Origin of the sequence: Desulfobotulus alkaliphilus (assembly GCF_007830435.1) — a bacterium.
Lineage (GTDB): Bacteria > Desulfobacterota > Desulfobacteria > Desulfobacterales > ASO4-4 > Desulfobotulus > Desulfobotulus alkaliphilus.
The window spans coordinates 1-14,055 of record NZ_VLLC01000020.1 but is presented as its reverse complement, the minus strand read 5'-3'; the positions used below and the strand labels follow the sequence as shown (position 1 = coordinate 14,055).

Here is a 14,055-nt window from a genome sequence, read left to right as displayed (position 1 = left end):
TGTTTCACAGATGGGCAACTGGAGTATAAATCAGGAAATCCAGAAAATGTGACAGATAAGGATCTGGGACATGGACGAAGAAAAGACAGGGGATGCAGGGCATCCTGAAACGGCATTTTTGTGCAGCAAAGGGCTTTCTGCGGAAGAGGCACTGCGGGAGCGTGTCAAGGAACTGAACTGCCTTCAGAAAATTTCCGATGCCGTGGAAAGGGGCAAAGATCCGGGACAAATCTTTCGTGCTTCACTGGAGGCATTGGCCCATGCCTTCTTTTATCCTGAAATTACCTGTGTCCGCATTCATTTCAGGGGGCAGTCTTTTCAGACAGATAATTTTAGCAAAACGGACTGGGGGATTTCTGCTGAAATCAGGGTGAATGGGCAGAGTGAAGGCCGTGTTGAGGTGTTTTATCTGGAAAAACGTCCGCTCAGGGATGAGGGCCCTTTTTTGGAAGAGGAAATAAATCTTCTCATCCTTTGCGCCCGCAGACTGGGATACAGCATGGAAAAACATGAGATATCCGAGGCTTTGATTAAAAGCGAGCAGCGTTTTCGTACCCTTTTTTATGGCATGGCGGATGCTGTTTTCCTTGCGGATATGGAAACTGGCATGCTCATGGATGCCAATCCTGCGGCATTGTCCCTTACGGGCAGAACGCGGGATGAACTCCTTGCCATGCATCTCAGTCAGCTTCACCCCGCAGAATTTGAAGAATATATCAAGGAAAAATTTCAGGAAGCAGTAAAATTTACCAAAGCAGGTAAGCTGTTTGAAATCTTATTACGCCATGCAGACGGGCGCAGTATTCCTGTGGAAATCAGAACGGGTATTGTACTGGATATTGATGGAAGACCCTGCATTACGGGTATCTTCAGGGATATTAGCGAACGTAAAAAAATAGAGAAGGAGCTTGTCGAAAGCACAGAACGTTTTAAGGCCCTGCACAATGCATCCTTCGGGGGCATTGCAATCCATGACAAAGGCATCATTCTGGACTGCAATCAGGGCCTTTCGGACATGACGGGATATGCTTTGGATGAACTTGCGGGGATGGACGGTCTTTTGCTCATTGCTCCGGAACACAGGGACATGGTGATGGGTAAAATCATTGCGGGCTATGAAAAGCCCTACGAGGCCAATGGCCTGCGTAAAAATGGCGAGTCCTTTCCCATCAGGCTTGAGGCAAGAAATGTCCCCTACAAAGGAAAAACAGTAAGAACCGTTGAGTTCAGGGATATTACCGAAAGAAGGCAGGCAGAGGAAAATCTTCTGCTCTCTGAAAGAACATACAGGGAAATATTTAACAATATCCCGGATGCATTGTTTATCCATGACATTGATACGGGAGCGATTCTGGATGTGAATGAATCCATGTTGTTAAAGTATGGTTATACAAGAAACGAGCTTTCGGAACTGTCTGTGGCGAAATTGTCTGCGCCTGTAGAGCCTTATACCAATGAATATTCAGAAAAATTGATGAGAAGAGCGGCAAAGGGTGAAGCCGTTGTTTTTGAATGGCTATGCAGAAAGAAAAGCGGGGAGCTTTTTTATACAGAAAATATTTTAAAGCCTGTTTTTATTGCCGGGATTCCAAGAATTCTTGCCATTGTCAGGGATATCAGCGAGAGAAAGCTTGTAGAAGAAGCCCTGCTGGAAGCCAAATCAGAGGCCGAAGCCGCAAGTCAGGCCAAATCCGAATTCATGGCAAACATCAGCCATGAAATCCGCACCCCCCTCAACGGCATTCTGGGTATGATGCAGCTTTTGAAGGAAGATCCTCTGAATGAAGATCAAAAACAGTGCATTTCACTGGCCATTGGTTCTGCGGAACGATTGGGTCGTTTATTAAATGATATTATTGATATTTCCAAGATCGAAGCCGGAAAGATGGAGATTCAGGAGCAGGCTTTTAATCTGAAAGAGGTCTGCGATTCCCTGTGTGAGATTTTTTATGATCACGCCGCCAGAAACAACACGGTTTTAAGCTGCCTGACCGATGATTCCATACCAGAAAATCTTATGGGTGATGCTGGCAGGTTAAGGCAGATCCTCTTCAATCTCATAGGCAATGCCACGAAGTTTACCCAAGGCGGGACCATTCGGGTGGAGGTTCATCCCCTGTCTCAGGAAAGGCCGGGCTATCTGCGTATCCTTTTTTCCATTTCCGATACGGGAATCGGTATTCCTGTACATCGCCTGAAAGACCTTTTCAAACCCTTTACTCAGGTGGACGGATCTTCTGCCCGCCAATACGAAGGTGCCGGGCTTGGACTTGCCATTGTCAAACGGCTTGTGGACCTTATGGATGGAAATATCAACATAGACAGCAGACCCGATGCAGGCACCCTTGTCCATTTTGTGCTGCCCTTCAAGTTGCCCGGTGGGATACAGGGGTTTCCCATTGTGGTAGTTACAGATTGAAAAACCGAAAACCCCACCTTTGTATAGACCACATGGGAGAATACCGCAAGTTCCGGCCACTGGGCTTTGATATTAACCTGAAAGTCCGGTAAAGCGTACGCTATTTATACTCCAAACGGTCAGCCTTGAAACATTTGAAAATTTCAGGCGTACGATGTGCAGCATAGGTCACTGTAATAGTAGAAGCGGCTTCAACAGGCATTGTCAGGCCTGGGGCTGAAAGATCCGTTTTTTTAAAGGGTGCGCGCCTGCTGCACCAGAGCAGCAGCAATCCCCCACATGATGACACAGACCCCCGCATCCAGCATGCGCCATGCAGCGGCTTTTTTGAAAAATGGGGCCAGCCTGCGGGCCCCAAAGGCCAGAGTGATGAACCAGACCGTGGATGCCGTCACCGCACCCAGCCAGAATCCCAGTCTTTCTGTCCCCATGTACGGGGCCGAAAGCCCACCCATCAGCACAATGGTATCCAGATAGGTATGGGGATTGAGGAAAGTCACCCCAAGGGTGGCGAGGATCAGGGAAGATGCCGTAATGCTCCCGCTGTTTTCGGTTTCCAGCGTGCCTCCCCCTTTGATGGAAGAGCAGAAGGCCCTGAACCCGTAGACCATGAGAAAGGCAGCCCCACCCCATGTGGCCCAGCGGACAAAATCCGGTTTAGAGACAAGGAGACTTCCCAGCCCTGCGACACCAATGCCGATGAGAAGGCTGTCGCAGACAATGCAGGTCAGGGCAATGAGAAGGGGCCGGTTATTTCTGATGCCATTGCTCAGCACAAAGGCATTCTGGGCACCAATGGCAATGATCAGTCCAAGGCATACGGAAAATCCGTAAAAAGCAGGGGTCAGCATGGTTCTTTCCTTTCAGGTTCTCTATTTTTCCGGGGCGGAGATTATTTTTACCGTGTTTGTCCGGAACGGATATTTTCAAAGGCATGGGGGCTGTGGCGGCCCTTTTTTTCATCCTTAACGCCAAAGGGTCTAAAAGGAAAATTCATTATTTTCATGATTCATAAGTATATGTTATGGGTAGTACCAAAGAGCTTTGCAAGAAGAAGGGTGAGCAAAAAGGGAGTGTCGGATATGCTGGATTATAAACTGCTGGAAGCACTGGCATCCGTGGTGGAAGAGGGCGGGTTTGAAAGGGCGGCGCAGACGCTGCACATCACCCAGTCAGCGGTATCCCAGCGGATTAAACTGCTTGAAAGCCAGACGGGTCAGGTGCTGCTGGTAAGGAGCAGCCCGCCCCGGGCAACGGAGCCGGGGGTACGGCTTCTGAAACATTACCGGCAGGTGGCTTCTCTGGAGGCGGATCTGGAAGATGCCCTGCTGCCTGAAGGGCCGGGGGCCTACCGCAGTCTGACGGTGGGCCTCAATGCAGACAGCCTTGTCACATGGTTTCCTGAGGCGGTGCAGGAATTTCTGCTTTCCCGCATGATCCTGCTGGATCTCAGGACGGATGATCAGGATGTCACCCATCGTCTGCTTCAGGACGGGGAGGTCATGGGATGCATTACAAGCAGGGACAGGGCCGTTCAGGGATGCCGCATCCACCTCCTTGGCAGTATGCGTTACCGGATGCTGGCATCACCGGCCTACATGGATCGCTGGCTGCCGTCGGGGCTGGAGGGGCTGCGGGATCTTGAAGCACCCGTGCTGATTTTCAACCGGAAAGACCGCCTGCAGGATCGCTTTTTTAATCAGGTAACAGGTTTATCTCTTAATCCTCCGGTACATTATATTCCTTCCGCCACAAGTTTTCTGAACTTTATCCTTTTGGGCCTTGGCTGCGGCATGGTGCCGGATCTCCAGAGCCGCAGTTTTCTCAATTCCGGCTCCCTTGTGGAGCTGGTTCCGGATATGCCCATGGACGTTCCCCTTTTCTGGCACTGCTGGGATATCGGGTCCTCCCTGCTTAAAGACTTTACGGATGTACTGGTGCAGGAGGCGGGAAAAAGGCTTTTTTGATCCATAGCCTTGCAGTGCCTTCGCAGGGGAAGTAAGTTGAGGTTTCAGCCTTTGTGCTTGCAGCTTCTTTTCTGTATGATTTTTTTAAATACCCCGAAACCCTTCACGGAGAAAAAATATGAAAACACGGATTACGGAAAAACTGGGTATCCGCCATCCCATTGTTCAGGGTGGCATGCAGTGGGTGGGAACGGCAGACCTTGCATCGGCGGTATCCAATGCCGGTGGCCTTGGTCTTTTGACGGCATTGATTTATCCTGACCCTGAGGCCCTTGGCCATGAGATCGACAGGCTTTTTTCCCTCACGGATCAGCCCGTCGGCGTGAATCTCACCCTTCTGCCTACCCTCAAGCCCGTACCTTATATGGATTATGCCCGCATGATCGTGGAAAAGGGGGTAAAAATTGTGGAAACCGCAGGCAGAAGCCCGGAAGAGTTTCTGCCTTTGTTTAAAGAGGCTGGAATCACGGTGATCCACAAATGCACTTCCGTACGCCATGCCCTGAAGGCGCAGAAAATCGGCTGTGATATTGTCAGCGTGGATGGGTTCGAGTGCGCAGGGCATCCCGGAGAAGATGATATTCCGGGCCTGATCCTCCTGCCTCTGGCCGCAGACAGCCTTGATATTCCCATCCTTGCCTCCGGCGGATTTGCCGATGGCCGGGGACTGGCGGCAGCACTGGCACTGGGCGCAGACGGGATCAATATGGGCACCCGCTTTGTGGCAACCAAGGAAGCACCTGTGCACGCCAATATCAAAAAGGCCCTTGTGGATGCCGATGAACGGCAGACCGCACTGATTTTCAGAACCCTGCACAATACGGCAAGGATTTATAAAAATACCCTTGCCGATGAGATTGTGGCGCTGGAAAAGCGGGGCGGTGTAACCATCGATGAGCTGGCCCCCCTTGTTGCAGGCAAAAGGGGAGAACAGGCCCTGAAGGACGGGGATGTCAACGGCGGTGTCTGGGGGGCAAGCCCTGTGGCTGGACTGATCCGCGATGTGCCTTCTGTGGAGGCGTTGATCCGCCGCATTGTGGAAGATGCTGAAAGGATCATCAGAGAACGCCTTGCCTCCTTTCTTTCCTGAAATTGCAGTTTCACGGACTTACAGAGGCTCAGGAGCTTTCCCATGGATTCAGCCATTCCCTTTGACAACAGCTATGCCCGTCTGCCTTCCCGTTTTTATGCTTTCCAGCACCCTGTGCCGGTGAAAAAACCTTTGCTTGTGAAAATAAACCGGGAACTTCTGGAGAATCTGGGGCTATACTGGGAGATGTTTTTTCCTCAAGTCTGGGGAGAAATTCTTTCGGGCAATCGGGTATCTGAAGGAGCTGAGCCTCTGGCCATGGCCTATGCAGGACACCAGTTCGGTCATTTTGTGCCTCAGCTTGGGGATGGCCGGGCCATTCTGCTGGGAGAGATTGTGGACAAAAACGGATTGCGCCGGGATATCCAGCTGAAGGGTTCCGGCCCAACCCCCTTTTCACGCAATGGAGATGGCAGGGCCGCTCTGGGACCTGTGCTGCGGGAGTATATTCTTGGGGAGGCCATGCATGCCTTAGGTATTCCTGCCACCCGCTCTCTGGCCGTGGTACTGACCGGAGAAGAGGTGCTTCGGGAAAAAAGATTTCCCGGTGCTGTGCTGACCCGTGTGGGCTTGAGCCATATCCGTGTGGGAACCTTTGAATTTTTTGCGGCAAAACAGGATCACAAAGCCCTTCGGATTCTGGCGGAGTATACAATGAACCGTCATTTTCCGGAGATGACGATGGAAAAGGAAGGACCTGTCGGTCTGCTGCGGGCTGTGATGGAGCAGCAGGCCAGCCTTGTGGCAGCATGGATGCAGGTGGGGTTCATCCACGGGGTGATGAACACGGATAATTGTGCCCTTTCCGGAGAAACCATTGATTTTGGTCCCTGCGCTTTTATGGATGCCTATGATCCCATGAAGGTTTTCAGCTCCATTGATCAGGCAGGAAGATACGCCTATGCACGGCAGCCGCAGATGGCCCACTGGAATCTGCGGCGCTTTGCGGAAAGTCTTCTGCCCCTTTTTTCCGATGAAGAACTGGAGGCAGCCAATGCCGTTCTCGGGGCCTTTCCCGATGCCTTCCAGCGGCACTGGCTTTCAGGTATGGGTCAAAAGCTTGGATTTTTAAAAAACATGGAAGGGGATGAAGGGCGGATTCAGTCTTTATTAAAGCTGATGCATGCCAATGGAGCCGATTTCACCTTAAGTTTCCGTAAGCTCTGCGATATTGCAGAAGACCCTGCAAGGGTATCCGGGTTCACGGCCCTTTTCAGGGAGCCTGAGGCCTGCGGCCCATGGCTGGGGGACTGGCTGCATCGTCTGGATGCCGAAGACGGTGATGGCGTTCAGCGTGCCGCAGCCATGCGGAAGGTGAATCCTCTTTTCATTCCCCGGAACCACAGGGTGGAGGAAGTTATCCGGGCCGCAGAGGACAGGGGTGACTTCCAGCCCTTTGAAACCCTGCTCTCCGTGCTGTCCCGGCCCTTTGATCTTCAGCCGGGTTTTGAAAAGTATGCTGAACCACCGCAGCCCCATGAGCTTGTACACCGGACTTTTTGCGGAACCTGAGGCGATGTGGGCGAAGTATCTGATAGGGGCAGGCCTGAAGGCCTGCCCCTACGAATGGTTTTTACGGCCCCTGTTTTGCAGGGGCACCCTTTACGGGTGCCCGCCACAATCGTAAAATATGGCCATTTAATTTCAATGGTTTGTAACTGTTCAGCACACTTTTTCATATCATACCTGCAAGACAGATGCACAGGCTCCAGGCTATTTGCCCGTGACGCAATCCGGCACTCAAGCTGAAAAACTCAAGCCCTTTACGGGAGCAAAAATGCCTATGGATCTTGAGTGCCGGATTCGGGAGCTTCTTGCCCTGTGCGGAAGCGGCAAAACCTCCCCGCCACAGGCAGGATAAGCTTTTTGATTACCATGGCAGGCCTGAGTACGCTGCCTTTGTGGCGGCTCAGACAGTTTGCCGCTTTTATAAGCACTCCGGCACTCAAGCTTGCAAAAGCCCATTTTTTTCATCGCAGGCTCTGGGTTTATGGCTTGAGTGCCGGAATCCGAAACGATTGCAATGTCATTTTCAAATAGCCTCGGAGCCTTGCAGCAGTACGAAGCTGCTGCAATGACAGCATTGGCAGTTCGAAAGAAATTGTGCTGAATAATTGCTAATCAAATCAAATGATTGAGAAAGGAGAATCATCATGACGGAATCTTCCTGGAATCCCGGCAGTCTTCTGCGCCTTTCGGGCTCCTACTGGCAGGTCTGCACCCTGCATACGGGGGTGAAGCTGGAAATTTTTACCCTTCTTTCCAAAGGCCCTGCAAGTGCCAGAGATCTCTGCCATGCCATGAAGGGGGATCTCAGGGGAGTTGTGGCCCTGCTGGATGCCCTTTCTGCCATGGAGCTTCTTGAGAAAAAAGACAGCCTTTATGCCAACACCCCGGCTGCGGAGGCCTTTCTGGTGAAGGACGCCCCCGCCTATGTGGGTTACATGATTCTGCACCACCACTTTCTCATGGATTCCTGGAACCGCATGTCCGAGTCGGTTCTTTCGGGAAAACCCGTTGACAGCAGCCTTGACGGTGTTACGGAAGAAGCGGAGCGGGAAAGTTTTCTCATGGGGATGTTCAACATCGCTTCTGCCACCGCACCGGGCGTTGCAAAGGCCCTTGATCTTTCCGGATGCCGCCGCCTTCTGGATTTTGGCGGAGGGCCGGGCACCTTTGCCATCCATTTTTGTTTGGAAAACAAAGATCTGACGGCAGATGTCTATGATCTGCCCACCACAAGACCCTTTGCGGAGAAAACCATTGCCCGCTATGGCCTTGAAGGGCGCATGGCCTTTACGGATTTCAATTTTCACACGGACAGTGTGGCGGAACCGGGAGCCTTTGATGCCGTATGGATTTCCCACATTCTCCATGGGGAGAATCCCGGGGATGCCCAAAGGCTTGTTGTAAAGGCCATGTCAGCTTTAAAACCCGGAGGCCGCATTTTCATCCATGATTTCATCCTTGAAGATCTGCGCACAGCCCCGCTTTTTGCAGCTCTTTTCAGTATCAATATGCTGGTGGCAACGGATGGCGGACAATCCTATTCCGAGTCAGAAATCCGGGAGATGCTTGAAAACGCAGGGGCTTCTGAGATCCGTCGCCTGCCCTATAAAGGCCCCACAGAATCAGGTATTCTCATGGGCATAAAATGATCCGTTCCCCTATTTTAAGGATGGATATTTGGCAAAGGGACCGATGGCGGTTCTGTTCTTGTATAATCCTTCATGTCTGAGGCGGGTGTTCATGGTTGCATCGCTGGTTAAAAAAAGTCTGGATGTTAAAATTGCAGGATCGCTCCTGCTGGTGGTGATTCTGGCCCTGATTTTTATGCTGTGGGCCTTTCGCAGTGTCCAGATCCATGACAGCACCCGCATTGCCGAAGCCATGGCAGCGCAGGTTCAGGCCATGGATTCCGTTTCTGTGAATGCGGATACCAGAGCCGTACTGGAAGGGCTTCAGAAGGATATCCGTGCCATTCCCCATACCCTTTCCCACGGGATGCTGGGCCGGATGGTTCTTGCTGCTGCAGCCAGCCTGCTCTTTGTCATGCTTGCCATGGGCTTTCTTTTCAATCGTATTTTTCTTACACCCGTCAGAGAACTGAATGCCAGCCTTCGCAAGGCCATCAAAGGAAAAGAGCGGGATCTCACCGTTCGAATGGGGCTTGTGAGAGAGGATGAAATCGGCAGCCTTGCGGCGGGGTTTGATCTTTTTGTGGCCACCCTCGATGAGATCATCATGAGTGTTGGAGGAAAAACCCAGAGTATTGCTGCTGCATCCTCCGAGGTTGCCATGGTGTCTGCTGAAATGGAGGGGGAGGCATCGGACCTGCACCGCCGTTCCAATTCCGTGGCGGCGGCAGCGGAAGAGATGAACACCAGTATGCATACGGTTGCTGCGGCCAGCGAGGAAGCTTCCACCAATATTGCCATGGTGGCAGAAGCCGCTGCCCAGATGCAGGTCAATATTTCAGGAGTGGCGGGGAACTGCAGGGAAGCCCTTGAAATATCGACCCAGGCCAGAAATCAGGTGGATGTGGTTTCCGATAAGGTCGGCACGCTGGGTGCAGCGGCTCAGGAAATTGGCAATGTAACGGAGCTGATAACGGAAATTGCGGAGCAGACCAATCTTCTGGCCCTCAATGCCACCATAGAGGCGGCGCGTGCTGGCGAATACGGCAAGGGCTTTGCCGTTGTTGCCGGAGAAATCAAGAAGCTGGCGGATCAGACGGCGGATGCCACCCGCATTATCCGTGGGAAGATAGGGGGCATCCAGTCATCCACCCGTGAGACCGTAGAGGAGGTAGGAACCATCTCTCAGGTGATTTCCCAGGTGGATCAGATAGTCCACGAGATTGTTCTTTCTGTGGATGAGCAGTCATCAAGGGCATCGGAGGTGGCTGAAAACATTGATCAGGCTTCCATCGGTATCCGGGAAGTGAATGAGAATGTTGCCCAGAGCTCCCTTGTGGCATCGGAAATTGCAAGGGACATTGCAACCGTGGATACGGTGGCCGCAGAAATGTCCGGCCGGTCCAGCCATATGAGCATCAGCGCAAAGGATCTGGATCTTCTGGCTTCAAATCTCAGGGAAATGATCGCCGTTTTCAGGGTATCCAATAAAGAGAAGGCCGGAGGTCTTCACTCCGGACTGAAGGCGTCGGACATACCGGAGCTGATGCCATGGCGTTCACGCCTTGCCACATCCATCAAGACCATTGATGACCAGCACAGAGAACTTGTGCGCCTGATCAACCTGCTTCACAAGGCCATGCGGCTTCAAAAGGGGGCCGCTGAGCTGGGAGGCATTCTTAAGCAGCTTGCGGACTACACCGTAACCCATTTTGCCTATGAGGAAGAGCTTTTTGCCCGATACGGATACCCGGAAAGCCGGTCCCACAGTAAGGTTCACAGGGATCTTGTGGCAAGGGTTGTGGGAATTCAGAAGGATTTTGAGAGCGGAAAGGCGACGGTCACCATGGATCTCATGGATTTTCTCAAAGACTGGCTTAATACCCATATCTTAAAGACAGACATGGCCTATGTTCCCTTTCTCAAGGAAAAGATGGGTAAAACGGAGCTTAGGCTCTGATTGCTGACGGAAGACCTTATTGTTACACCTTGATGGTCGTGGTGCCGGGAAGAACATGGCGGGAGGACGGCCAGAATCAGGCAGGGATAAGATGTTATAATATTTTCAATTTCAGCGAGTTGTCTATGTCCTTTTGTGGGAAAATAAAGACATTTTTTATGCTGATGCTGCTGTGCTCCCTGCCGGTTTTATCCCATGGGCAGAGGGAGCCTGTGAGGGAAACTCTGGTGGTTTCCCTGGATCATGCCTGGCCGCCCTTTTCATTCCTTGACGATGGGGGGCGTCCTGCAGGAATGCTGATAGAGCTCTGGCAGGAGATCACCCGTATCATGGGAATGGATGTCCGTTTTTTTCTCACGGACTGGGCAGAAAGCATCGAAGCCGTAAAGGATGGTCGTGCCCATGTCCATGGAGGACTGGTCCCTTCACCTGAAAGATCGGAGTTCATGGATTTTTCAGCTGAAATTATGGGGGTTCACACCTACGCCTTTGCCGCTTCGGAATTGATTCCCCTGAGGCTGGAGATTCCAGACGGTGCGGAAGTGGGTGTGACCCTCGGAAGTTATGAACAGGAGTTTATGCGGCTTGCGTATCCCGACCTGACGCTCCGTCCTTTTCTCAATAACCAGTTGATGGTGCAGGCGGCACTTCATGGAGAGGTTCAGCTTTTTGTGGCGGATTATCCCACAGGCATGTATCTTTTGGACCGATATGGAGAGCCCGGTCAGTTTTATGCTGTGACGCTTCTTTATACCCGGTATCTGGCAGCGGGCCTGCCTCCGGGAAGCCGTGACCTGCAGGACAGCATTGATGTGGCCCTTTCCATTTTCGGAGATGAGGAACTTCAGCGGATCAGCCAGCGCTGGATGCGCAGCGAAAGGGTGGAGGTCCTGCCCGGATGGCTGCTGCCTGTACTGGGAGCGGGCCTGCTTTTTTTGGTCTTTGCCGGAGGCGGGGCCTATCTGCTGGCCCTCAGGGTACAGCGCAGGCGGCTTCTGGCTGAGCTGGGAGCAGGAACCCGTGCCCTGAAGGAAAGTGAAGCACGATTCCGGACGCTGGCGGATCATGCGACCGCAGGCATTTATGTGCTTCAGAACCGGCACTTTGTGCTGGTGAATGCTGCCATGGGCCATATCCTTGGCTACAATGAAGAGGAACTCCTTGCCCATGAGGTTTCTTTTTTTGTGCATCCGGACCATCGGGAAGTGGCCGTCCAGATGACCATGGAACGGCTGGAGGGAAAGGATGTACACTCCCGGTATGAAATGAAAATACTGAGAAAGGATGGTGGGGTCCGCTGGGTTGAGTTAAGCCTTGGCACTCTGTTGTACAGAGGCATGATTTCCAGTGCAGGAACCGTCTTTGATGTGACGGAGCGGAAGGAGCTGGAAGAAAAACTGAGGATCAGTGAAGAAACCTTCCGGGCAATGGTGGAAAACGCCAATGATATTATTTTCAGCATGGATATGGATGGCGTGCTGACCTATGTTTCTCCCAACTGGACGGAAATACTTGGCCACGATGTTTCCCATGTCAGGGGCCAGTCTTTTACCGCCTTCATGCATCCCGATGACCTTGCCGCAGGATATGCATTTCTGGATCTGATTTATGATACCCGCAAAAAACAGGGGGGCATATCCTATCGTGTGACCCACAGGGACGGTGGCTGGCGCTGGCATACATCCAATGCCTCGCCATTTTTTGACGGGGAAGGCCATATTGCAGGTATCCATGGCATTGCAAGGGATATCACCGATATAAAGTATGCGGCAGAATCCAGGGAAACGGCCCTGGCCATGCTGAACAAGGTGGCTGCCAACATTCCCGGTGCCATTTACCAGTTCAGAATACGGCCCGATGGCAGTTATCATTTTCCCTATGCCAGCGAGAGAGTGCAGGAAATTTTCGGGGTTCATCCCGAAGAGCTGATGGAGGACGCCTCCCCAGCCTTTAATGCCATGCACCCTGATGATCTGGGATCCCTTATGGAAAGCATTCTGGATTCAGCAGCCAACCTCAGTCTGTGGCAGAATGAGTTTCGTGTACGCAGGGCAAATGGAGCGTACCGCTGGTTTTCCGGGCAGTCCGTACCGGAGTTGCAGGATGACGGGGCTATTCTCTGGCATGGATATTTCGCAGATATTCAGGACTGGAAAGACGCGGAAGAACGTATTACCCACATGGCTCTGCATGATCCCCTGACGGGGCTTCCAAATCGGACGCTTTTTGAGGACCGTGTGGAGCAGGCCCTGATTCAGGGGGAGCGGGAGAAGGATACCTTTGCCCTTTTGTTCATTGATCTGGACAGATTCAAACCCGTGAACGATACGCTGGGGCATCGGGTGGGCGACCTTCTGCTTCAGGAGGCCGCCCGGAGGATGGAAAAACTCATCCGGGCTTCGGACACGGCAGCCCGGATCGGTGGCGATGAGTTTGTCATCCTTCTGCGCAAGATAGCCTCCAGAGAGGACGCAGCCCGGATCGGGGCTAATATCTGCAGGGAGCTGAGAAGGACATTTTGTATTGAAGGACATGAACTCCGTATTTCAGCCAGCATCGGCATTGCTCTTTATCCCGAGCATGGCAGGGATCTTATCACCCTGTGCAAGCGGGCAGACAGGGCCATGTACCACTCCAAGGCCAGTGGGAGGGACCGGGCGTCCTTTTTCGCTCAAAAATTCTGATGTTTCAAAGGTTTCGGCCATACCTGCACGGACAGGGTTGGGCCCCACATAGGCCATGGCCTTTTCATCGAGAAGGGCCTGACTTTTGAAACGTCCCTCCCAGAACCTGCCGGAAATGCCTTCCTCCTGATTGGCTTTTCTTGCGATGGATTCATTGAGCATCCGCATGAACCACGAAACATCATAAAGGCGGCTTCGGTGGGCGGTTTTGAGGCAAACGACGGCCGACATCAATGGTAATCGGTGATTTCAATTTCGCAGGCATGGCCTTCCTTCCATTTAAAGCTGTGGTGGTTAGCGCTGCTGCAATAGATCTTCAAGTTTGATCTCGATATCTTAAGAAATCTGACGGAGTAAGATTGGTGATATATCCCGTCCACTATGGAATGGCACAGTGGTTCTACGACCATCGGAATGTCGAAACTGTTTGTGTGAACCTCTCTGGCGTATTTCTTGAAATCCAAGTTGCTGGAGAATTGCTACAACTTCTTTTGGCTTCAGTACAGGGCATGTTCCCATAATCATGCCACCATAACGGTTTGTGTTCCAATAAGTTCGGATTCAAGCTTTGGCTCTCCATCTTCCAAAAGCATTTCTACAACTTCCTTGAGATTATCCTTCATTTCATCAAGGCTTGCAGCCTGGGTATGTGCTCCAGGGAAACCCGGAACAAAACCAACAAAAAGACCTGTGTCAGGACATTTTTCTATCACGGCTGTAAAAGTTCTCATTGATCTGCTCCTTATTTTTTCAATGCAAGATTTTCTACATTTTTGGCCCGCCTCTTTTAAATCTGCA

10 protein-coding genes are annotated in these 14,055 nt (G+C 51.9%); 7 read left to right on the top strand and 3 right to left on the bottom strand.

Annotation, left to right across the window (positions count from 1 at the left end):
• Positions 1-70: 70 nt before the first annotated feature.
• Positions 71-2,419, top strand: a complete 2,349-nt coding sequence (locus LZ24_RS11930) for a PAS domain S-box protein (RefSeq protein WP_144685534.1) — start codon at positions 71-73, stop codon at positions 2,417-2,419.
• A 233-nt stretch (positions 2,420-2,652) separates the two neighbouring features.
• Here LZ24_RS11930 and LZ24_RS11925 read toward each other — a convergent pair whose 3' ends face one another.
• Entirely contained in the window at positions 2,653-3,270 is a 618-nt protein-coding gene (locus LZ24_RS11925) for a LysE/ArgO family amino acid transporter (RefSeq protein WP_144685533.1), read from the bottom strand.
• Positions 3,271-3,501: 231 nt separating this feature from the next.
• On the opposite strand from LZ24_RS11925, the gene LZ24_RS11920 reads away from it, so the two are divergent.
• From LZ24_RS11920 to LZ24_RS11895, 6 genes are all read left to right on the top strand, one after another.
• Positions 3,502-4,386 (top strand): LysR family transcriptional regulator ArgP, encoded by an 885-nt coding sequence (locus LZ24_RS11920; protein ID WP_144685532.1) that lies wholly within the window; start codon positions 3,502-3,504, stop codon positions 4,384-4,386.
• 118 nt (positions 4,387-4,504) lie between these two features.
• Positions 4,505-5,476, top strand: coding sequence for an NAD(P)H-dependent flavin oxidoreductase (locus tag LZ24_RS11915; protein ID WP_144685531.1), 972 nt, complete (start codon positions 4,505-4,507; stop codon positions 5,474-5,476).
• 42 nt (positions 5,477-5,518) lie between these two features.
• Complete coding sequence (locus LZ24_RS11910; protein ID WP_144685530.1) at positions 5,519-6,988, top strand: protein adenylyltransferase SelO; 1,470 nt, start codon at positions 5,519-5,521, stop codon at positions 6,986-6,988.
• Between the two features lie 641 nt (positions 6,989-7,629).
• The gene (locus tag LZ24_RS11905) at positions 7,630-8,634 is read left to right on the top strand and encodes a methyltransferase (protein ID WP_144685529.1); all 1,005 of its coding nucleotides are present in this window, start codon (positions 7,630-7,632) and stop codon (positions 8,632-8,634) included.
• A 28-nt stretch (positions 8,635-8,662) separates the two neighbouring features.
• Positions 8,663-10,573 (top strand): bacteriohemerythrin, encoded by a 1,911-nt coding sequence (locus LZ24_RS11900; protein WP_144685528.1) that lies wholly within the window; start codon positions 8,663-8,665, stop codon positions 10,571-10,573.
• Positions 10,574-10,731: 158 nt separating this feature from the next.
• A complete protein-coding gene (locus LZ24_RS11895) occupies positions 10,732-13,257 on the top strand; it encodes a PAS domain S-box protein (RefSeq protein ID WP_186443101.1) in 2,526 nt (841 codons plus the stop codon).
• A gap of 336 nt (positions 13,258-13,593) precedes the next feature.
• Here the strand turns inward: LZ24_RS11895 and LZ24_RS18075 are convergent, their stop codons facing one another.
• The gene (locus LZ24_RS18075) at positions 13,594-13,776 is read right to left on the bottom strand and encodes a type II toxin-antitoxin system HicA family toxin (RefSeq protein ID WP_144685526.1); all 183 of its coding nucleotides are present in this window, start codon (positions 13,774-13,776) and stop codon (positions 13,594-13,596) included.
• Positions 13,777-13,778: 2 nt separating this feature from the next.
• Positions 13,779-14,055: type II toxin-antitoxin system HicB family antitoxin (locus LZ24_RS11880; protein WP_246118594.1), on the bottom strand; the 277-nt coding region annotated here is incomplete at its 5' end.